Source organism: Kitasatospora sp. NPDC088548, assembly GCF_044753005.1.
GTDB lineage: Bacteria > Actinomycetota > Actinomycetes > Streptomycetales > Streptomycetaceae > Kitasatospora.
On record NZ_JBIVMI010000017.1, the window covers coordinates 97,729 to 117,058 of the forward strand.

20 protein-coding genes and 1 pseudogene are annotated in these 19,330 nt (G+C 73.9%); 5 read left to right on the forward strand and 16 right to left on the reverse strand.

Going from position 1 to position 19,330, the window contains the following annotated elements; all coding sequences use genetic code 11:
• Positions 1–34 precede the first annotated feature (34 nt).
• On the forward strand, positions 35–691 hold the full coding sequence (locus ACIP82_RS22065; RefSeq protein WP_363609919.1) for a hypothetical protein: 657 nt from the start codon (positions 35–37) through the stop codon (positions 689–691).
• A gap of 144 nt (positions 692–835) precedes the next feature.
• The gene (locus tag ACIP82_RS22070) at positions 836–1,702 is read left to right on the forward strand and encodes an S-methyl-5'-thioadenosine phosphorylase (RefSeq protein ID WP_400655396.1); all 867 of its coding nucleotides are present in this window, start codon (positions 836–838) and stop codon (positions 1,700–1,702) included.
• On the opposite strand, the gene ACIP82_RS22075 is transcribed toward ACIP82_RS22070, so the two are convergent.
• Both ACIP82_RS22075 and ACIP82_RS22080 read right to left on the reverse strand, forming a co-directional pair.
• Positions 1,668–2,108, reverse strand: coding sequence for a hypothetical protein (locus tag ACIP82_RS22075; protein WP_400655399.1), 441 nt, complete (start codon positions 2,106–2,108; stop codon positions 1,668–1,670). The two genes, ACIP82_RS22070 and ACIP82_RS22075, sit on opposite strands and share 35 nt — an antisense overlap.
• Positions 2,105–3,238: a molybdopterin-dependent oxidoreductase gene (locus ACIP82_RS22080; RefSeq protein WP_400655533.1), complete on the reverse strand. Its 1,134-nt coding sequence runs from the start codon at positions 3,236–3,238 to the stop codon at positions 2,105–2,107. Before ACIP82_RS22080 ends, ACIP82_RS22075 begins: the two co-directional genes overlap by 4 nt.
• Positions 3,239–3,396: 158 nt before the next feature.
• On the opposite strand from ACIP82_RS22080, the gene ACIP82_RS22085 reads away from it, so the two are divergent.
• The gene (locus ACIP82_RS22085; RefSeq protein ID WP_400655401.1) at positions 3,397–4,746 is read left to right on the forward strand and encodes a hypothetical protein; all 1,350 of its coding nucleotides are present in this window, start codon (positions 3,397–3,399) and stop codon (positions 4,744–4,746) included.
• Between the two features lie 15 nt (positions 4,747–4,761).
• Here ACIP82_RS22085 and ACIP82_RS22090 read toward each other — a convergent pair whose 3' ends face one another.
• The 5 genes and pseudogenes from ACIP82_RS22090 to ACIP82_RS22110 all read right to left on the reverse strand — a co-directional run bounded on the left by ACIP82_RS22090 (position 4,762) and on the right by ACIP82_RS22110 (position 8,804).
• Entirely contained in the window at positions 4,762–5,424 is a 663-nt protein-coding gene (locus ACIP82_RS22090) for an SAM-dependent methyltransferase (RefSeq protein ID WP_400655404.1), read from the reverse strand.
• Complete coding sequence (locus ACIP82_RS22095; protein WP_400655534.1) at positions 5,421–6,071, reverse strand: DUF2064 domain-containing protein; 651 nt, start codon at positions 6,069–6,071, stop codon at positions 5,421–5,423. Before ACIP82_RS22095 ends, ACIP82_RS22090 begins: the two co-directional genes overlap by 4 nt.
• Positions 6,051–6,764: pseudogene (locus tag ACIP82_RS22100) on the reverse strand (glycosyltransferase family 2 protein); the annotation flags it as partial. The gene ACIP82_RS22095 and the pseudogene ACIP82_RS22100, both read right to left, overlap by 21 nt.
• Positions 6,765–6,980: 216 nt before the next feature.
• Complete coding sequence (locus tag ACIP82_RS22105) at positions 6,981–8,036, reverse strand: NAD-dependent epimerase/dehydratase family protein (RefSeq protein ID WP_400655406.1); 1,056 nt, start codon at positions 8,034–8,036, stop codon at positions 6,981–6,983.
• Positions 8,037–8,333: 297 nt separating this feature from the next.
• Positions 8,334–8,804: a hypothetical protein gene (locus ACIP82_RS22110; protein ID WP_400655408.1), complete on the reverse strand. Its 471-nt coding sequence runs from the start codon at positions 8,802–8,804 to the stop codon at positions 8,334–8,336.
• A gap of 352 nt (positions 8,805–9,156) precedes the next feature.
• Between ACIP82_RS22110 and ACIP82_RS22115 the strand changes: the two genes are divergently transcribed.
• A complete protein-coding gene (locus ACIP82_RS22115; protein WP_400655410.1) occupies positions 9,157–9,978 on the forward strand; it encodes a lipase family protein in 822 nt (273 codons plus the stop codon).
• Positions 9,979–10,062: 84 nt separating this feature from the next.
• Here the strand turns inward: ACIP82_RS22115 and ACIP82_RS22120 are convergent, their stop codons facing one another.
• The 9 genes from ACIP82_RS22120 to ACIP82_RS22160 form a co-directional block, all read right to left on the reverse strand.
• Positions 10,063–10,266 (reverse strand): hypothetical protein, encoded by a 204-nt coding sequence (locus ACIP82_RS22120; protein ID WP_363609931.1) that lies wholly within the window; start codon positions 10,264–10,266, stop codon positions 10,063–10,065.
• Positions 10,267–10,451: 185 nt separating this feature from the next.
• Positions 10,452–11,672 carry a saccharopine dehydrogenase family protein gene (locus tag ACIP82_RS22125; protein WP_400655412.1) on the reverse strand — a complete coding sequence of 407 codons (1,221 nt, stop codon included), beginning with the start codon at positions 11,670–11,672 and terminating at the stop codon, positions 10,452–10,454.
• Between the two features lie 163 nt (positions 11,673–11,835).
• On the reverse strand, positions 11,836–12,429 hold the full coding sequence (locus ACIP82_RS22130; protein ID WP_400655414.1) for a DUF6461 domain-containing protein: 594 nt from the start codon (positions 12,427–12,429) through the stop codon (positions 11,836–11,838).
• A 73-nt stretch (positions 12,430–12,502) separates the two neighbouring features.
• Positions 12,503–14,134, reverse strand: coding sequence for an ISL3 family transposase (locus ACIP82_RS22135; RefSeq protein ID WP_400655416.1), 1,632 nt, complete (start codon positions 14,132–14,134; stop codon positions 12,503–12,505).
• Positions 14,097–14,456, reverse strand: a complete 360-nt coding sequence (locus ACIP82_RS22140) for a hypothetical protein (protein ID WP_400655418.1) — start codon at positions 14,454–14,456, stop codon at positions 14,097–14,099. Before ACIP82_RS22140 ends, ACIP82_RS22135 begins: the two co-directional genes overlap by 38 nt.
• Positions 14,457–14,652: 196 nt before the next feature.
• On the reverse strand, positions 14,653–15,165 hold the full coding sequence (locus ACIP82_RS22145; protein WP_400655420.1) for a DUF1877 domain-containing protein: 513 nt from the start codon (positions 15,163–15,165) through the stop codon (positions 14,653–14,655).
• A gap of 184 nt (positions 15,166–15,349) precedes the next feature.
• The gene (locus tag ACIP82_RS22150; RefSeq protein ID WP_400655423.1) at positions 15,350–15,898 is read right to left on the reverse strand and encodes a GNAT family N-acetyltransferase; all 549 of its coding nucleotides are present in this window, start codon (positions 15,896–15,898) and stop codon (positions 15,350–15,352) included.
• A gap of 17 nt (positions 15,899–15,915) precedes the next feature.
• Positions 15,916–16,332 carry a PPOX class F420-dependent oxidoreductase gene (locus ACIP82_RS22155; RefSeq protein ID WP_363609937.1) on the reverse strand — a complete coding sequence of 139 codons (417 nt, stop codon included), beginning with the start codon at positions 16,330–16,332 and terminating at the stop codon, positions 15,916–15,918.
• A 105-nt stretch (positions 16,333–16,437) separates the two neighbouring features.
• Positions 16,438–17,775 (reverse strand): D-alanyl-D-alanine carboxypeptidase family protein, encoded by a 1,338-nt coding sequence (locus ACIP82_RS22160; protein WP_400655536.1) that lies wholly within the window; start codon positions 17,773–17,775, stop codon positions 16,438–16,440.
• Between the two features lie 279 nt (positions 17,776–18,054).
• Here ACIP82_RS22160 and ACIP82_RS22165 point away from each other — a divergent pair, with 279 nt between their 5' ends.
• Positions 18,055–19,323, forward strand: a complete 1,269-nt coding sequence (locus ACIP82_RS22165; RefSeq protein ID WP_400655425.1) for an MFS transporter — start codon at positions 18,055–18,057, stop codon at positions 19,321–19,323.
• The last annotated feature ends 7 nt before the right edge of the window (positions 19,324–19,330 follow it).

Consider the following 19,330-nt stretch of genomic DNA (forward strand, 5'->3'; position numbering starts at 1 on the left):
GCCGCCGGTCACCGAACAAGAAGAGGGATCCTCGGTGCGTGAACTCCATACCCTCCCGAGCCGTCCTGGTACGAGCGTCCGCCGGCGGTGGACGGCACACCGCAGGGGGGCGCTGCTGGCCATGCTCGGAGGCGCGGCCGTGCTGGCCGCGTGCAGCAGCTCGTCGACCAATCCGTCGATCGGCGCCTCAGGCCCGGAGACACCCTCCACGCTGAGCACCGCACCCAACCCGTCCGCGTTCTCGGGTGAGCCGCCGTCCGCGCTGGCCTCGACGGTCGAGTCGGCCCTCGCCTCCGCTTCGGCGGCGAGGGCGTCCTCCTCCGCGGCGGCGGCCTCCTTCGAAGCCTCGGTCGCGGCGCAGGGCGCGCAGGCGAACGCCAAGGCGGCCTCGGTGCTGAGCGGGGTGGAGGACGGGGGCAACGCGCTGGGCGCGGTCACCCTCACCGGGCTGCCGCGCGCCAGCACCGGTGGCCTGCACGCCGTCGTGGTCACCATCGCCAACACCGGCACCTCCGCCGCGTCGTTCGCCGTGCAGGTGGACTTCACCGACACCAGCGGAAAGACGGTGGACAGCGCGATCGTCGGCGCCGACGACGTCCCCGCCGGGGGCAAGGCCTCGCCGGTCGCGTTCAGCACCCAGCCGGCCGACGTCACCCTGCTCCCCGTGGTGGTCAAGGCCGTGCGGTACTGACCGCACTGACGCCACGCCGGCGGTGCCGCGCGTGCGGCATACCGCCGTTCGTGGAACGTAGGGCCGGTGCAGGGCGATCCTGTCGTGCGGGACTCCTAGGGTGACAGTGAGGTATCCCAGAACTCCCCAGGACAGGTGGCGAAGATGACGGATATTCAGTCTCCGGCCGGAGCGGCTCCGCGCGCGGAGCTGGGGGTGATCGGCGGCTCCGGCCTGTACGCGCTCCTCGACGATGTCACCGAACTGAGCGTCGACACCCCGTACGGCCCGCCCAGCGACTCGCTCTTCCTCGGCCGGGTCGCCGGGCGCAGTGTCGCGTTCCTGCCCCGGCACGGCCGCGGCCACCGGCTGCCGCCGCACCCGATCAACTACCGCGCCAACCTCTGGGCGCTGCACTCGCTCGGCGTGCGCCAGGTGCTCGGCCCGTGCGCCGTCGGCGGGCTGCGCCCCGCGTACGGGCCGGGCACCCTGCTCGTCCCGGACCAGTTCGTCGACCGGACCTCCGGCCGGGTCCAGACGTACTACGACGGCCTGCCGCTGCCCGGCGGCGCCGTCCCGGAGGTCGTGCACGTCTCGATGGCCGACCCGTACTGCCCTGCCGGGCGCCGGGCCGCCCTCGACGCGGCGCGGGACGCCGCCTGGGAACCGGTGGACGGCGGCACCCTGGTGGTGATCGAGGGCCCGCGCTTCTCCACCCGGGCGGAGTCGCGCTGGTTCACCGCCAACGGCTGGTCGGTGGTCGGCATGACCGGCCACCCGGAGGCCGTCCTCGCCCGTGAACTCGGCCTCTGCTACACCTCGCTGAGCCTGGTCACCGATCTCGACGCCGGTGTGGAGAGCGGCCAGGGCGTCACCCACACCGAGGTGCTGGCGGTCTTCGCCCGCAACGTCGAGCGGCTGCGCACCGTCCTGTTCAAGGCGCTGGAGAGCCTGCCGGTCGTGCGTGACTGTCCCTGCGGGCACGCGCTGGACGGCCTCACGACCGGTCTTCCGGGCGTGCCCGGGGACTGACTCCGCTCCCGCCCCGACCGGCCCGCCACCGCCGGGCCCGCGCGACGACCAGCGCGAGCACGGCGGTGGCCGCCAGCAGCAGGAGCCAGTTGCGCAGGTACGGCAGCGGCAGCAACGACGGATTGCCGTGGTCGTCCCCGGAGCGCAGGACGGCCGGAAACCCGACGGCGGTGAGCGCCGCGGCGACGACGAGCCAGCCGCGCAGCACTGGCCCGTGCGCGGCGCAGGCGCCCACCAGGCAGAGCAGCGGCACCCAGAGCCCGTCGTGCAGCACCAGCGCCCCCACCGCCCAGACCAGGACGCTCAGCGGATCGGTGATGTACGGGTCACCGAGCATCCCGTACAGTCCGTACCCGATCAGGGCGAGGCCGCCCGCCAGCGCGGTGCCGCGCAGCCACCCGCTCATCGGAGCACCTCCAGCCGGGCGACCCACTTGGTCTGGAGCACGCCGGGCCGGTTCGGCGCGATGATCCGGGCCGGGTAGCCGTGGTCGGCGTCCAGGACCTCGCCGTTGACCCGCAGGGCCAGCAGGGTCAGCGGATCGTCGACGTACTGGGCCGGCATCTCCATGACCCGGTACGGCCCCTCGGCCTCCAGCGAGGTGACCCGGACGCCGGAGCCGGCGGGCGCGCCCGAGCGCGCGACCAGATCGGCCACCCGGACGCCGGACCAGCGTGCCAGCGCACTCCAGCCCTCCACGCAGGAGACTGGCAACTCGGCCTCGTACTGAGGAAGTTCCGCCAGCTCGGCGAGGGTCAGCTCGTACGGGCGCGGGCCGTCCACCCACAGCCGCCAGTCGGGTGGGGTGGTGACGGTGCCGGCCTGCGCGGCGGTGCGGTTGACCGGCAGCCCCTGTGAGCCGATGTCCGGGCGGCGCGGCGCGAGCAGGACCAGCCGGCGCAGCCAGGGCACGGTCTGCCCGGCCGTGGTGAGGGTGACGGCGGCGACGGCGAGGGTCACCGCGCCGAGCAGGGCCCGGCGCTCCGCCAGACCGGTCGCGGGCCGCAGCCAGTGCCGGGCGATCAGCGGTGCCTTCACCGCGATGTGCACCAGCAGCCCGCCGGCGGCCAGCCAGCCCAGCCAGAAGTGGGTCTGCCGGAACGGGAAGGGCCACGGGTACCACTGCAGACTGTTCAGCAGTCCGGTGAACAGCTCCAGCAGTGTCGCCGCCACCAGCACGGCGATGCCGAGCCGCTCCAGCCCGTGCAGGACGCTGCGGGCCGGCGGCCACTCGAACAGCCGTGGGTAGACCGTCCAGAGCTTCGCCCCGGCCAGCGGGATCGCCGCCAGGCCGGCGATCACATGCAGGCCCTGGGTGACCCGGTAGCCGTTCACCGGGCGCGCCGGCAGGTGGCCGGCCAGCCAGGAGGGCGGGTTCTGGAGCAGATGGCTGGCCAGGCCGGTCAGGAAGCAGACCAGCACGGCCGCGCCCAGCCACCGCCCGAGGACGACGGTGGTGCGGGGCTCGTGCAGCCGCGAGCCGAACGCGCCGTCACGGAACGGACCGCGGCGCAGGAAACCCGGCGGGGCGGGCAGCGGCGGGTCGTAGCGGCGCCGGGCGCCGGAGGAGTTCGATCGCACCGCTTCATCGAAGCGCGCCCGGTCCGCCCGGGCGCGCTTCGACGTGCTGACGGAATCCGAATGGCGGCCTGCCGCTCCGGTTGGGCGCCGCCGTCCGGTGGGAGGGTGGGCGGGTGCCCACCCGAACCCTTCTGCCCTGCGCCGCCGCCCTGGCCGCCCTGGTGGCCGCCCTCTGCGGTACCGTCACCGGCGGTGGCACACTCGCCGACCGCGCCCCGCTCTACGGCTGGTACGCCGTCGACGCCGCGCTGTTCGCCCTCGCCGTCCTCCTGCTGCGGCGGGTGCGGGGCCGGTACGTCGCGCCGCTCGTCCTGGCGGGCAGCGTCGCCGTCGCCGCGACCGGCCTGCTCGCGCCGCCGCGCACCAGCGACGACGCCTACCGCTACGTCTGGGACGGCAGGGTCCAGGCGGCCGGTGTCTCGCCGTACGCACACGCGCCGGACGACCCGGCGCTGGCCCGGCTGCGCGACCCGGGGCTGTTCCCGCCCGGCGGGCCGTGTACGAGCTGGGACGAGCGGCGTACGGCGGACGGCGACTGCACCCGCATCAACCGGCCCGCCGTGCACACCATCTACCCGCCGGTGGCCGAGGTGTGGTTCACCGCCGTGCACCCCTTCGGCGGCGGGGTGCGCGGCGTCCAGGCAGGCGGCGCCCTGCTGGCGGTGACGACCACCGGTGTCCTGGTGCTCGTCGGACGCGGCGACCGGCGGGCGGCGCTGTGGGGCTGGTGCCCGGGCGTCGCGGTGTGGTCGGTGAACGACGCGCACGTCGACACGCTCGGCGCGCTGCTGATGGTCGCGGGCCTCGGCTGCGCCGCGCGGCGGCGGGCCGCGGCCGGGGGTGCGCTGCTCGGCGCGGCCGTCGCCACCAAGCTGCTGCCGGGGCTGGCCCTGCCCGGTGCCCTGTCCGGCGTCCTGTCCCGCCGGCCGACCGGGCGTGACCTGGCCCTCGCCGGCTCCGCGTTCGCTGCGTTCGCCGCCGCCTACCTGCCGTATGTCGCCGCCTCCGGTGCCGGGGTGCTGGGATACCTGCCCGGCTACCTGCGGGAGGAGGGCTACGACCAGAGCCGGATCGACCGTTTCGGCCTGCTGCGGCTGGTGCTGCCGGACCGGCTCGCGCCCTGGGCGGCCGGCCTGGTCCTGGCGGCCGTGGTGCTGTGGGTGCTGCGGTACGGCGACCCGGCCCGCCCCTGGGGCGGTGCGCTGCTGGTCACCGGTTCGGCGCTGCTGGTGGTCGCGCCGGGCTACCCCTGGTACGGGCTGCTGGTGGTGGCGCTGGTCGCACTCGACGGACGCTGGGAGTGGCTGGCGGTCCCCGCCGCCGGTCAGCTCCTCTACCTGGAGGGCGGTCCCGACGTCCAGCAGGCCGCCTACGGTGCGGCCCTGGTCTGCGTGCTCGCGGGCGGGCTGCTGCGCCGGCGGCCGGCCCCCGCACGCGCCACCGTGCCGCCGGTGCCCGGCTGAGCGGGACGCGGCGGCTCACCCGGTGGGGCCGCCTTCCGCAGGGCGAGGAAGCGACGGCCGTGGGACGTCCAGCACTCGGTTTCGACGAGCCCCACCGCCCGGGCGCGCCGCGCGGTGGCGGCCGCGCCGAGGCGGGCCCAGGCGAATGCCGGGCCGAGGCGTCCACCGGGGCCCTCGACCCGCGCGGTGCAGCGCTCGTCGATCTCCTCTGCCTCGACCTCGACCAGCAACAGGCCGACCGGGGCGATGTTCGGCGCAGCGCCGGAGCAGGGTGTCCGGGTCGCCGCCGATGCCGAGGTTGCCGTCGGCCAGTAGCGCGGCACCCCAGCGGCCTTCGGCGGGCAGCCGGTCGAACACCGAGCGGCAGAGCGCGGCACCGCCGATCCCCACGGTGCGGTCGACGGCCGCGCCGGTCACGTCGACGCCGAGCGCGGGCACGCCGAGGGCCGACAGGGCGGCCACCAGCCGCCCGGGCCCGCAGCCGAGGTCCAGCACCGGCGCGGACGTGTGCAGGCAGCGCAGCAGGAGGCCGTGGTCCGCGCCGCCGGCGGGCGCGCACCAGCGTTCGATGTCGAGGCTGATCCGCCCGCCGTCGCCGAGGCGCAGCCAGAGCGGTCCGCGTCCGGTGCGGACGGCCTCGGCGAAGGGGTCGTCGACCCAGGCGGTGGCGAGGCTCAACCGGTCACCTCGGGGGTGAGGCGGATCGATCGCAGGTGTGTGGCGAACCGACTGTGCGGTGCGGCCGCCGCCACCGCGCGGGCGTCGCGGGCGGTGTCCACGTCGGTGAGTTCGGGCAGCCGGGCTGCCACGAGGCCTGCGCCATGGAGCCGTTCGAGCAGGGCCGCGCCGGTGCCGGGGGTGGACATCGGCACGCCCAGCAGCAGACGCCGGGCCAGCTGCTCCGTGGGCCGGGCCAGGCCGAGGGCCCAGAAGCCGCCGTCGGCCGCCGGGCCGTACCAGGCGTCCACCCCGGCCCGGCGGACCGCCGAGAGCGGCTCGGCCAGCATCGGCGCGGTGAGCTGTGGGGTATCCATCCCGACCAGCAGCGCGGGTGCCGCGGGGGCGAGCCGGGCGGCGTGTGCGAAGGCCGCCGCGAGCCGCTCGTCGAGCCCGCCACCACGCTGCGGCACCACTCGCCACCCGGGTGGCAGCCAGGCGCCGGGCTCGCCGTCCAGGACCAGCAGGCGCGGCCCGGCCGGGACGGTGGACAGCGTGTGCAGGGTGTCGGTGAGCGCCGCCTCGGCGAGGCCGGCCGCCTGCTCCGGCGTGCAGGGCGGGGTCAACCGGGTCTTCACCCGGCCAGGCACCGGGGCCTTGGCGATCACCAGCAGGGTCGGCGGGGGAGCGGCGAGTACGGCGCTCATGTCGCGTACCGCCTGCCGGGTGCCGCGCAGTGTGCCGGTGACCTTGGACCGGCCGGAGCGCGGAAGGTAGTCGACGGTGGTCTCGGCGATCCGCATTCCGGCCGCCGAGGCGGCGAGCACCATCTCCAGCGGGTAGCCCGAGCGCCGGTCGCCCAGGCCCAGGGCCAGCAGCCGCTCGCGGCGGGCGGCCCGCATCGGGCCGAGGTCGTGCAGCGGCGCTCCGGTGCGGGCCCGCAGCCGGTGGGCCAGGACGGTGTTGGCCAGGCGCGCGTGCAGCGGCCAGGCCCCGCAGGTGGCGGGACGGCGGCGGCCGAGCACGAGGTCCGCCGTTCCGGCCGCCACGGGCCCGGTGACCAGGGGGAGTTGGGCGGGGTCGAGCGAGCCGTCGCAGTCGAGGAAGCAGACCAGTTCGGCGGTGGCCGCCGACAGCCCGGCGTGGCAGGCGGCGCCGAAGCCGCGCCGGGGCTCCTCGACGACGGTCGCGCCCAGGGAGCGGGCCAGTTCGGGCGAGCCGTCCCGGGAGCCGTTGTCCACCACGACGGCCCGCCAGCCCGGGGGAATCCGCCCGAGTACCCAGGGCAGGGCCGCGGCCTCGTCGAGACACGGCAGCACGACATCGACGGAGAGTGAGTGGGGAGAGGTCACGCCGGCCACGCTAACGGCGGTGGGGTCCGTCCCGGCCGCACCCGCTCCTGACGGAGGTCCAACGTGGCGCCGACCGGGGTCGTCCGTTGAACCGTTCGGCGGATCGCGCGGATCTGACGGAGCCCGAACGGGGCCTGCCGCCGTGGCCGCCGGTGACGGGACCACCACCCCGCCGGGGGCCGCCGCTCCGCGATCGCCCTCCCGGTACCCCGGCCGCCGGACCGCTCAGACCCGCAAAGGTGCTGCGGCGAACTCCGCCATGCCCTCGTGGAACGGGACGCGCGGCCGCCAGCCGAGCTCGGCGCGCAGCCGCGTGGAGTCCGCGGTGATGTGCCGGACGTCGCCGAGCCGGTACTCGCCGGTCACCACCGGCGCCGGGCCGCCGTACGCGGCCGCCAGCCCGACGGCCATCTCGCCCACCGTGTGCACGCCGCCGCTGCCCACGTTGTACGCCCGGACGGTGCCCGGGGGCCGGGTGCCGACGGCCTCCAGCGCGGTCAGGTTGGCCGCCGCCACGTCGGCCACGTGGACGAAGTCCCGGCGCTGCCGTCCGTCCTCGAACACCCGGGGCGCCTCACCCCGGGCCAGCGCGGAACGGAACAGCGAGGCGACCCCGGCGTACGGGGTGTCACGCGGCATCCCCGGTCCGTAGACATTGTGGTAGCGGAGCGTCAGCACCGACCCCCGGGTGGCGCGGGCCCAGGACGCGGCGAGATGCTCCTGGGCGAGCTTGGTCGCGGCGTACACGTTGCGGGGGTCGCCGGGAGCCTCCTCGTTGACCAGGCCGGGCAGCAGCGCGGCGCCGCACCGCGGACAGGGCGGCTCGAACCGCCCCGCGTCCAGGTCCACCGGGCGGCGTGGGCCGGGCGCCACGTCACCGTGGTCCGGGCAGCGGTACCGGCCCTCCCCGTACACCACCATGGAGCCGGCCAGCACCAGCCGGCGCGTCCCGGCCCGGGCCATCGCCGCGAGCAGCACGGACGTCCCCAGGCCGTTGCAGCCCACGTACTCCGGCGCGTCGTCGAGATCCAGCCCCAGGCCGACCATCGCGGCCTGGTGGCAGACCGCGTCCACCCCCGCCAGCGCCTGCTCCACCGAGGAAGCGTCCCGTACGTCCCCGCGATGGAAGGCCACCCCGTCCGGCAGGTCCGGCGGCCGCCCCTCGGGGTGAACGGCGGGCAGCAGCGCGTCCAGCACCCGAACCGTGTGCCCGGCCGCGACCAGCCCGCGCACGACCGCCGCCCCGATGAAACCGGCACCGCCGGTGACCAGAATCTCCATGCCCGCGACGCTAGCGCCGGCCCGCCTGCGGCCCGCGCCCGACGGACGGACGCCGGCCTGCGGTACGCCGGACGGCCGCGCCGTACGCTCCGGGGCACCCCGTCGGGCCGGCCGGGGTCGTCCACTGCGCTGCCACTGCTCGGTGATCTGCGCGCCAGGACGGTCCCCGCAGGACGACCGGCACGGGCCGCTCGCGGTCCTCTCCTGGAACGGCGACGCCGACTCGCGCTTCCCCCCCCCCCGGGGGGATCACCCGGGCCGGCCGCCGTCGGGCCGGCCCGGGTGGCGGGCGTGCCGTCAGCAGGTGACCGGGACGGTCACGGTGGCGGTGGACGGCGCCCAGCCCCACTCGGTGACCTTGAACTCGCCGGTGACGCTGGAGCCGCACGGGGCGGTGCCGGTCACGTCGCCGACGCGGGTGCCGCCGCGCGGGACCAGGACGCTGGTGTTGAGGGTGCCGAGCGAGGCGCCGCCCACCACGGAGCCGGAGAGGCTGAACGCCACCTGACGGGCCGACCAGCGGGGGTCGGTGTCGGCGAAGCCGTAGAACTTCACCTGGTTGTCGGTGACGTCGGCGCAGATCGTGGTCGCCAGGACTCCGGCGAAGCCGGCGGCGCACGTGGTCGTGGGGGTCGAGGTGGTGAGGGGGGCGGCCGAGGCCGTTGCGGTGCCCAGGGTGGTGAGTGCGGCGGCGCCGACGAGGGCGGCGGCGAGGGTGCGCTTCATCAGGTCCTCTTCCAGGAGTATTAGTGGAATGTGAAATTTCACGCCTCACATGGCACTAAGGATGGCATGTCTTCGAACGCCCCAGTCGCCTTTGGGGATTGATTGGTGCTCAGAAGAGGGTTTCGGCCTTCGATTGACCGGAAGTCAACCCCCGCTGCTCGCTGACGACAACCGGAACCGCCGGTGCCGTCCCGGTGGCGCGGCGGGTGGGCAGACGGACGACCGGTGGGCCGGGTCTCTCCGGCAGACGGTCGGCCGCCTGTGGCCTTTCGGGTGATGCGCGGGGCGCGGTGGCCGAGGCCGACGGGCTCGGGCCGGTACGACAGGGGGCGACACCCGTGCCGTCGGCCTGCTCGGAGCGGTGCCGACCGGAGTTTCGAGAAGGAGCCGCACCATGCCGGTGCCCACCGCCGTCGACCACCACGCCGAGGGCTACAGCCTCTCCCAGGCCTACTGGCTGGCCAGGGCCGCCGACCTCGCCTACAAGGACGAGGACACCATCGAGGAGCAGGCCCGCGCCTGGGGCTTCACCACGGTGCGCCACCACCGGACCGGCTTCACGCCGCCCTTCCCGCTCGAGGACACCCAGGCCTACACGATGGCCGGCGACTACATGATCGTCACCGCGTTCCGGGGCACCGAACCGCGGGAGATCCGGGACTGGCTCTCCGACGCCACCACCCCGCCCTGGCCCGGCCCCGCCCGGACCGGCTACGTCCACTACGGCTTCGCCGAGGCCCTCGAATCCGTCTTCCCCGACGTCCGGAAGACGCTCGCCGAACTGCGCACGGACGGTCAGAGTGTCTGGTTCACCGGCCACAGCCTCGGCGGCGCGCTGGCGATGCTCGTCGGAGCGCGCATGTACCTGGAGGAGCCGCGCCTGCGGGCGGACGGTGTCTACACCTTCGGCCAGCCCCGCACCTGCGACCGCACCCTGGCCGCCGCCTGCAACCAGGGCTTCAAGGACCGGATGTACCGCTTCGTCAACAACAACGACATCGTTCCGCAGCTGCCGCCCGAGCCCGCCTTCACCCATGTCGACACGCTCAAGTACATCGACTCCGCGGGCAGGATGCACGACTCGATGAGCCTGGCCGGCGGTCTCGCCGACCGGGCGAAAGGCCTGACCGCCGACGCGTTCGCCCCGGCCGGCGACGGTGTGCGCGACCACTTCATGCGCAACTACCTCGCGGCCCTGGAGAAGAACCTCGCCTGATCCGCGCGGGACGAGGTCGTCGGAGTCGGCGTCCGCCCGCGCGAAGCGCGGGCGGCCCGGTTCGGGGCGTGCCGAAGGACGTTCCTAGTCACCGCCGTCGCCGTCGCCGGAGCTCCGGTTCAGGCTCCGGCGCCGGTTCTTCCCGGAGCGGCGCAGCAGCGAGCCCGCGGCGAGCGTCACGGCCGCCACGGCGCGGACCCAGCGGGGCCCGCCGCGTTCCGCCCACACCACACATGCGCACCCTCCGATGACGAGCGCCAGGACGCCGAGCAGCACCAGACCGGTCATGTTCCCCACTCCTGCGGTCGTTCGTACGGTCCTGGTGATCGTCTCAGCTCGGGAAGGCGCGTCCCAGCGGGCTGTCCGGCCGGAACCCGCGCCGCCGCACCGCGGCGGACGGCCCGTCCGGCCAGGTCGACGCCGGTGGTGGGGGCGTGGCGACTTCTCCCGGTTCGGGACTCGTGTCTCCTGCTTCACCCGATCGGGGTCACGTCGATGGCCACGCCGTCGAGCGGGCCGGCGCCACCGGGAAGGGCGGGCACGTGGCGCGCCAGATCGAGAAAGAAGCGTTCGGCGTCGATGGCGGTCTCCGGCGGGTGGACGCCGGGGCGGCGGGCGGTGCCGTCCAGCAGTTGCGCGAGCCCCAGCGCCAGCGGGATCCCGGTCGCCTCCGCCATGTCGTCGATCAGCGCCGAGGCGCCGGGTGTATCGGCGAGCCGGGCCAGAACGGTGACCGGGCGGCCGTGGCGGGAGCCCGTCGCGGCGGCGAAGAACGGCGGCAGCGACCCGGGCCCCTTGCGGGCCACGGCACCCGCCGTGGCCCGCAGTGTGCGAAGCGGTGAGGGTTTGGCCAGGTCGGCCGCGGCGGTCTCGTTGGTGAGTCTTCCGGCGTCGATGTCGCGGCGCAGGACGTCGAGGTAGGCCACCGTGCCCGGGGTGACGACCATGAGACTGGCGGCCTCGCCGGCCGGACGGAAACTGCGGTGCAGGGTGACCGGCTCGGGATGTCCGACGGTGTAGGCCGTGCCGGAGCGTCCGGTGGGGACGGCGAGGGTGACCGGCAGCAGCGGCCGTCGGTGGACGAGCCGCCCGCCGCTGACCACCGCCACGTCCCCGCTGATCTGCTCCATCCAGTGCACGGCGGCCGCGCCGGGGCGCCCATCGGGGTCGCTCAGCTGTTCGTCGTCCCCGCTGCCGGAGACGTCGACGGGCCAGGCGGTGTACAGGTCCTGGAGGTGGTCCAGCCGCCGGACGGCGCGGGCGGCCAGCAGGTTGCTGACCCCGGGGCTGGCGCCCATGCCCACCACGGCGCAGACCCCGGCGGCCCGGGCCTCCCCGTCCAGGTCGAGCATCCGCAGGGTCGGCTCCCAGTCGTCGCAGATGTCCAGGTAGTGGGTTCCGGTCGCGATCGCGGCCCGCAGCACGGTCATGCCGAAGCGGTAGTACGGACCGACGGTGTTGAGGACGACGTCCGCACCGTCGAGCGCGGCCCGCAGCGCGGCGTCGTCGGTCACGTCCACCGTGAGCGCCCGCATCGGCGTGCCTCCGGTGCCGGCGAGCCGACGGACCAGTGCCCGGGCCGCGTCGAGGTTTCTGTCGGCCACCACGATCTCGGTGACGCCGGGGAGCCCGGCCGCCACGCGGACCGCTACGGCCCCCATCGCTCCGGGGCCGCCGAGAGCCAGGATCCTCATCGTGCACTCCGTCCGCCGCTGTCCGCCGCTTTGAAAGTGATCGTAACCCATACGATCGTATTGATGGCGAGCTATTATTGGCGGAGGGGAATCAGGCTCTGGCGAAGATCTTGTGATCAGAGTCGTGCAGAACCTCGATGTTGTGGGCAAGGCCCTGCTGGAATCAGCGGATCTTGACAGACCCGCAGGTGAATGTGGTTGTCTCAAGGAACCCCGGCGTCAGACGAACTTCGGTCATCGCGTCCGCGAGGGCGAAGGCCGCGGCCACCGACTGGTCGATCTCCGGCTCGTCGGCGCCGAAGTGGAAGCCGACGCGGTGCATCCTCTCCAGTTGGTCATCGGGGGTGTTGCCCCAACGGGAGTCGGGGAACATCGGCTCGAAGGCCAAGCGCATCGCGGCATCCTCGGCCCAGAGGAACGAGTCCAAGCCGTTGACGTTGCAGAAGTGCGAGATCCAGGTGGTTCCAGCAGAGGCCGGCAAAGCCCATTCCTCGCTGACACCGAGATAGCCGTTCGGCTCGATCATCAAGGTCCACGAGCCGAGGCCGGCCATCGCGACCAGCTGCTGCGTATCGCCCAGGTCGTAGGCGGCCTCGACGACTGCTGTCACTCCGGACAGCGCGGGGTGTTCTTGCCCCTTGAGGCGTTGCAGCAGTTCGGAGGGCGCAAGGTCGTTCACGAGCGTGAAGCAGTACGCCTCGGCCAGGTCTGGGAATCTGTCCTCGAACCACAGGTAGTCAGCAGCAGTCACCGTCATGACGCAGATCTTCGCCCATGCGTCCGACAGCCCGGCACGACGGGAGCGATCTTGCGATCTGGAGCGGACTGGGTCAGGGTGCGAGGAGTATGCGCCGACGGAGCAGGTCGAGGTTGGCACGGCCGTAGCCCTTGCGCTTGAGGAGCTTGATTCGCGTGACATGGCCTTCGACCTGGCCCGAACTCCAGGTGCTGGACAGTCCCGCGGCGACGGCGTCCTGGTCGCGGCGGAGGCCAGTGACCAGGGAGTGGAGAGCTGGAAGGTCGTCGGCGAGAACTCGGGTCATCCACTCGGGCAGCAGGTCGCCGCGTCGGTCATGGAGCATGGCGGCGAAGTCTCGGACGTGCCCGGCCGTGGCATCGAGGTGAGGGTAGTCGGCCCGGATCTCCTTGAGCTCCTGAGCGTCGTCGGCGGTGAGGCGGGCTGGGTCGGTCATGATCCAGCGGACCACTCGGCGGGGCCTCGGGACGGGCCGAGATACCGATGGGAGGCCGTGTTGCTTGGCTTCCCGGAGGTGGCGGCGGACGGTCTGGACGCCTCCGGGGAACCCGAGTTCCCGGAGTTCACGGTGAAGCAGGGGAATGTCGTGACAGCCCTCATTCCAGCGTTGGTGCAGGTAGGACTTGTACTTGTCGAGGATGGACTGCCGGTTGACCGCCTTGACGAGCAGCTCGTCGATTTCGCCAGCGCGGGCGAAGCGGCGCACGGTGGAATGGTCCAGCCGGAGCTCCCGGCCGATCGCGGCCAGCGACTTGCCGTCGGCCAGTCGTTCCTGCACCGCCGCATAGCGTTCCCTGGTGCGGGCGACCAGGCGCCTCGGGAGACCGAGGACATCGCGTATCCCATCTGGAGGGTTGAAGGGCCGGGCGGCAGCATCCGACAGGCCCGGCTCTTCGGGCCGACTCGCGGCGAACGCGGAACGGATGCAGGAGTGGTGTGAGCCGACGGTCTTCTCGACCGCCTCCGCCAGGTTTCGCCAGAGGTGCCAGCCGTCGGCTACCTGGACGGCCTGCGGTGCGCCGGTTCTGGCACCGTCCGCGTAGGCGCCGGCCCGGTCCCTGCAAATGATCTCGACCTCCGGGTGCTCGGCCAGCCAGGTGGCCAGGGGTCCGGCCTCCCGGCCCGGCAGCACGTCGATCGGTCGACGCGCTTCCAGGTCCACCAACACGGTGGCATACGAGTCGCCTCTACGTAGCGCGAAGTCATCAGCCCCTAGTACTCGCACTGGAGTTGCTGGTGGCTCGGGCATTGAGCGAAGCAGCTGAAGCAGGGTGTCTTTCGCAACGCGGATACCCAGCAGTGCGGCAAAGCGTGCACCGGAACGGCCAGCGAGCGTGCAGGCGACGGGCGTCAGGATCGACCGAAGTAGCGGGGTCTTGCGGGCGTGCGGGGAGGTCAGCCCCTCGATCTGTTCTGCGAACGTCACCGCAGCGCAAGCGGTGTTCAGGCAGCGGAAGCGGCGGACCAGCAGCTCGACGACCACCGACTGGCCCCCGATCGCCGCATCCGCCAGACGACGGACAGAGCGACCGTGCACGCGCCGCGACGATCTTCGGCACTGCGGGCACACGCCACCAGCCGCACGCGCATGGGCATGAAGGACGATCTCGGCGGCCGACTGCTGTACGCACTCGACTACAACAGCAGACAAATGAGGAAGAACAGCCTCAATACTTCGCGAACCACACCAGTGACAACCCGTCATGCCACCTGGCAGACACGGGTCCGATCACAAGATCTTCGACAGAGCCGAATCGCGTGACCGTCCACAAGACGACGTTCGCACCGCGACGGCTCGGCCGCGATGTCAACTCCCTTACACAGAAGGCGATATGCGCGCGGTTCGCGGTGACTGGGTCGACAGTCTCCCGCTCGCACATCAGCAGGTACTCGGCCATTCCGCGGGCGTAGGCGTCGATCGTGCGGGGCGCATGCCCGAGATCGGTCCAGATCTCCAACCAGGCCGCTGCCTGCTCATGTCGGCCCAGCACCGGCCACTTCTCCGTCAGCACCATCGTGCCGCTCAAGCCATCTCCCAAGTCCGTGGTTACACCGAGGAGACATGATCATCCCCGGCAGATTCCACGTAACTTTTAAGCTGATCAAGCGCAAGGACTACGGCCGCGCCAACCTCGACCTTCTCCGCCGACGGATACTCCTCGGGGACTGATTCACCCACTCCTTCGGGCAAGTCAGCGAGCGGTCACCAGTCGACCCGGGAGATCAGTCCCACCACAAGACGACGGCAAGGCCCCGCTTCGAGGCTTCCGCATAGAACTCGCGAAGCGCGTCGAAATGGACCGTCAGATACGTTCTGAGCCCTCGAAAGCCATCTTCAGCGGCGATCAGCGCCCCTGCCGCATGATCGTCGGACGGCAGCGCCGCCAGAGCGGCCTGGAAGTCGATCCCTGTGACCAGGTCGGAGACTCGCTCGACTTCGAAAGGCGCGAGGGCTGCCGGCGCGGGCCCGAAGGGCCCGATGTGCGGGTCAGCGAGGAAGCCGACATCCAGCACCGCGCCGCCGTCGGTGGCCCGCCTGAGCCCAGCGAGGCGGGAGTCGTCAACTCCCGCGATCTCGCACACGCGGGCAAGCATTGACGGGGCCCAGTCCAGGTCGAGGCTGTCAGCCGCTGGCGGGTCCCACTGATGATCGCCATCGGACGACTCCTCGGCGCGCGTTCGACAGGCTTCGAGATACTCCACCGAGACTCGGGCAAGCTGCTGGGTGACGGCCATGACAAGCAGTATCCCTGGGGCGTCTACTCCATTTGTCGAGCACCCCGAGCATCACAAGATCTTCGACAGAGCCGGGAATCATGACCGGCCCGCGCGGCACGGATCGGGGCCGGACCGGTGGCCGTGGACCTCGAAGAGCCGCGCGGCGGACGGCCCGCCGCCCGGTCCACTACCTGACGGAGGGTCAACTGTCGCCAGGCGCTGGGAGGATGTACAGCACCTGCGGCTCGCCGTACTCGGTGAGCCGCTCGGCGGGGCGGAGGCCGAGGTGTTCCAGCAGTGACCGGGAGCGGGTGTTGGCGGCCTGGGTCACGGCGACCACCGGCCACCCTGCCGGGGCGGTCGCGACGGCCCAGCGGACGGCTTCGGCCACCGCCTCGCGGGCCTGGCCGCGGCCCTGGTGGCGGGGGAGGAACTGGTAGCTCAGCTCGGTGCGTCCGGCCGCCCGGTGGTCGGCGTCCAGGCTGACCAGTCCCAGGAGCGGTCCGGCCTCCGGGCGTGGGCCGTCCGTGCGGGCCGTGACCGCGAAGGCGCCCGGCGCCCCCTCGGCGGCGGCGAGCCGGACGGCGATCCGCTCCTCGGGCACCGGGCCGCCGAGGTGGCGCCGGACCTCCGGGTCGCGGCACAGCTCGGCGAGGGCCGGCAGGTCGGGCGCGGCGAGCGGGCGCAGCGTCAGACGCGGTGTGGTGAGGGTGAGCGGCCAGTGCGGGACGAGCCAGGAGGGCGGGGTCATGCGGGTGGAGCGTACCCTCAGTCCGTCAGGGTGAGCCGGATGCCGACGGTCGCCCGCTCGCCGCGCCGCAGCCGGCTGCCGAGCAGGGTGAGCACGCCCAGCAGTCCGTACTTCTGGCGCAGCAGCGTCCGGTAGGCGGCGGTGCGCTCGGGGCCGAGGATCTCGGCGGTGGCCGGGTACTGCTCGCCGGTCGGGTTGCCCCGGACGTCGCACGGGCCGACCAGGACGTCGGCGCGGTTGCGGATCCGCCTGACCTTCCAGGAGTCCGCGACGGTCCAGATGCCGAGCGCGTCGCCGTCACGGACCACCCAGACCGGGGTCGGCACGCCGGTGCCGTCCTTCTTGTACGTGGTGACGAGCAGGTAGCTCCCGGCGGAGAGCCGGACGAGGCGTTCGAGCCTCTCCTGCGGGCTGGGGGGTGTGGCGGCGCTCATGGCCGGAAGTCTAGGCGTCATCGGCCCGGCGTCCCGCCACGGCCGGGGGCGGCCCGCACCGTGCGCCCGCGGTCGGACCACCGGGGGCCGACGGCCGCTGGCCGGTCAGCGGTGCCGACGGGCGCGCAGCCGGCGGCGGGCCGACACCAGCAGCGTCCGGGCCCGCCGACCCGGTCGGCGACGGCCGCCGCCGACCACCGTCGAGCCGCCGAGGGCGGTGACCTCCGCCCGGGTGAGGGGGAGGGACGGCGTCACGGCCTCGGCGGCGGTTCCGGCAGCGGCGGTCTCGGTGACCGCCGTCTCGGTGACGGCCGGGGCGCCGTGCCGGCGGCGGGCCAGCGCGCGCCCCGAGGCCCAGAGCGCCAGGGCCACGGAGAAGGCGACCGCCGTCCAGCCGCCCGGGCCGAGCGCGTGGTCGGCCTGCCGGATCGCGCGCGGCAGGACCCCGGCCGGGGCGGAGGAGGCGGGTGCGTCGGCACCGGCCTCGTCCACCAGGCGGCCGACCGGCTCGACCCGGCCCGCCGCCGCGAACCCCCAGTCGAGCAGGCTCGCCGCCTCGTCGTACACCTGCTGCTGCGACTCCGGGTGCATCACCGTCACCAGCAGGGTGCGGCCGCCGCGTACGGCGGCCCCGGTGAAGGTGGCGCCGGCGTTGGTGGTGTAGCCGTTCTTCACCCCGATCAGCCCGGGGTACCTGCCCAGCAGCCGGTCGGTGTTGGCGATGTCGAACGAGGTGCGCAGACCGGTCAGCTTGTCCACCCCGCCCGGGAAACGGGCCGTGCGGGTGGAGCAGTAGGTGCGGAAGTCCTTGTTGCGCAGGCCGGCCCGGGCGAACAGCGTCAGGTCGTAGGCCGAGGACACCTGGCCGTCCTGGTCGTAACCCTCGGGGGAGACCACATGGGTGTCCCGGGCCTGCAACGCCTCGGCGCGGTCCTGCATCTGGGCGACGGTCAGGGCGAGGCCGCCGTTCAGATGGGCGAGCACGTGCACCGCGTCGTTGCCGGAGCTGAGGAACACGCCCCGCCAGAGGTCCTCGACCCGGTACGGCAGGTCCTCCTTGATGCCGACCAGGCTGCTGCCCGGGCCCAGTCCGGCCAGCTCGGCCGACGTGACCTTGTGCTCCAGCGACCGGTCCAGCCGGGGCAGCACGGTGTCCGCGAACAGCATCTTCAGCGTGCTGGCGGGCGGCATCGGGAGATGGGCGTCGCGCGCCGCCAGCACCTCCCCGCTCGTCGCGTCGGCCACCAGCCAGGACCGCCCGGTCAGCGTCGACGGCAGCGCGGGCGCCCCGGCCAGCGGCGCCACCTGGACGGTGGAGCGGGCCAGCCGCTCGCCGCCGACCACGGTGGCCGAGTCCTGCCCGGAGGCGACCGGAGCCACGGCGGCGAGTACCAGCGCCGGGCCGACGGAAACCGCCGCCAGCCTTCTGACCTGGGAGGACATCTGCTGCACACGGCGAACGTACCCGCGTGGCCGTCCGCCCGCCCGGCCCGCTGCTCCGTCCGGGCCCCTCCCCGGGGCGCTGCTCCCTAGGGACCCTGCCGCTGTCCGCCCCGGGCTGCCGGGGCGGACGGCGGGCCTGGTACGGTACCGGGCATGTTCCTCCCCCGTGCGTAGTGGACCCGCCACGACCGTGCCCCCTCGCCGGGCACGGCGCTCCGGTGTCCCCGCACGCCTTCGGGTACGGCCCCGCCCTGCCCGCCTCCGCCGAGGAACGTCTCCTTGTCTTCGCAGTCTTCGCCGCCTTCGTCTTCGCGGTCTTCGCACACCCCCTCCTACGCCGCCGTCCTGCGGACCCCGCACGCCCGCCGCACCTTCGGCGCCGCCCTGCTGGGCCGGCTCTCGTACGGGATGGTCCCGCTCGCGATGATGCTGGCCGTCCGGGACTCCGGCGGCTCCTACGCGGTGGCCGGCACCGTGCTGGCCCTGTTCGGGCTGACCAGCGTCTTCCTCTCGCCGACCCGGGCCGCCCTGGTCGACCGGTACGGTCCCCGGCGCGCGCTGCCGCCGATGGCCGCGCTGTACGCCGGGCTGCTGGCCCTGGTGGCCTGCGCCACCTGGCGGCCGGGCGCGCCGCCGGTCCTGACGGGCGCTCTGGTGGTCGCCGCCGGTGCCTGCACCCCGCCACTCGGGCCGGTGATGCGGACGCTGTGGCGCCGGCTGCTGCCGGACCGGGCACTGCTCCAGCGCGCGTACAGCCTGGACACCGTCGCCGAGGAACTGCTGTTCGTCAGCGGCCCGTTGCTGGTGGGTCTGCTGCTCACGGTCGCCGGTCCGGCGGCCGCGGTGGCGGCGGGTGCCGGACTCGTCCTCGCCGGCACCCTGGCGCTGGTCTCCACCCCCGTCGCGCGGGAGGTGGACGGGACCGGGCCGGCCGTGTCCGGGGAGCGCCCGGGCGGCGGGGGAGCGCTGCGCCGGGCGGTGCTCGCCTCGGCCGCGACCGGGCTGGCGCTCGGCGCGCTGGACCTGATGGTGGTGGCCTTCGCGGAGGCGCGCGGCCAGGCCGGGGCGGTGGCCTGGATTCTGGCGGCGCTCTCGGCTGGCAGCGCCGTCGGCGGTCTCGCCTACGGCGCCGTCACCTGGTCCGCCCCGAACCGGGCCCGGCTGCCGTTGCTGGCCGCCGGGCTGGGCCTGGCGCTGGCGGGCGCGGGGCTGGCGCCTAACCTGCCGGCGCTGGCCGCGGCCGTCGCCCTCGCCGGGCTGTTCGTCTCACCCGCCGTCACCACCGCCTATCTGCTGGCCGACGAGGCGGCCGCGCCGCAGGCCCGCACCCGGGCCGGTGCCTGGGTGAACACCGCCTTCAACGCCGGTTCGGCGGGCGGCACCGCCACCGTCGGCCTGCTGGTCGGCCGGCTGCCGCTGCCGCTCTGCTTCGCCCTGGCGGCCGCTCCCGCGCTGCTCTCCGCTGCCGCGGGTGCCCGCCGGGTGCGCGACTTTGGTGGCGGCAGGTCGCTCCGAAAGTCGGATACCGGCGCTGACCTGGGTCTCTAGGCTCAGG

Bases quoted from the DNA above. Each gene is read 5' to 3' on its own strand.
- ACIP82_RS22070 (WP_400655396.1), top strand. From the start codon at position 836: ATGACGGATATTCAGTCTCCGGCCGGAGCGGCTCCGCGCGCGGAGCTG.
- ACIP82_RS22075 (WP_400655399.1), bottom strand. From the start codon at position 2,108: ATGAGCGGGTGGCTGCGCGGCACCGCGCTGGCGGGCGGCCTCGCCCTG.
- ACIP82_RS22105 (WP_400655406.1), bottom strand. From the start codon at position 8,036: ATGGAGATTCTGGTCACCGGCGGTGCCGGTTTCATCGGGGCGGCGGTC.
- ACIP82_RS22115 (WP_400655410.1), top strand. From the start codon at position 9,157: ATGCCGGTGCCCACCGCCGTCGACCACCACGCCGAGGGCTACAGCCTC.
- ACIP82_RS22120 (WP_363609931.1), bottom strand. From the start codon at position 10,266: ATGACCGGTCTGGTGCTGCTCGGCGTCCTGGCGCTCGTCATCGGAGGG.
- ACIP82_RS22125 (WP_400655412.1), bottom strand. From the start codon at position 11,672: ATGAGGATCCTGGCTCTCGGCGGCCCCGGAGCGATGGGGGCCGTAGCG.
- ACIP82_RS22130 (WP_400655414.1), bottom strand. From the start codon at position 12,429: ATGACGGTGACTGCTGCTGACTACCTGTGGTTCGAGGACAGATTCCCA.
- ACIP82_RS22135 (WP_400655416.1), bottom strand. From the start codon at position 14,134: ATGACGGGTTGTCACTGGTGTGGTTCGCGAAGTATTGAGGCTGTTCTT.
- ACIP82_RS22145 (WP_400655420.1), bottom strand. From the start codon at position 15,165: ATGGCCGTCACCCAGCAGCTTGCCCGAGTCTCGGTGGAGTATCTCGAA.
- ACIP82_RS22150 (WP_400655423.1), bottom strand. From the start codon at position 15,898: ATGACCCCGCCCTCCTGGCTCGTCCCGCACTGGCCGCTCACCCTCACC.
- ACIP82_RS22155 (WP_363609937.1), bottom strand. From the start codon at position 16,332: ATGAGCGCCGCCACACCCCCCAGCCCGCAGGAGAGGCTCGAACGCCTC.
- ACIP82_RS22160 (WP_400655536.1), bottom strand. From the start codon at position 17,775: ATGTCCTCCCAGGTCAGAAGGCTGGCGGCGGTTTCCGTCGGCCCGGCG.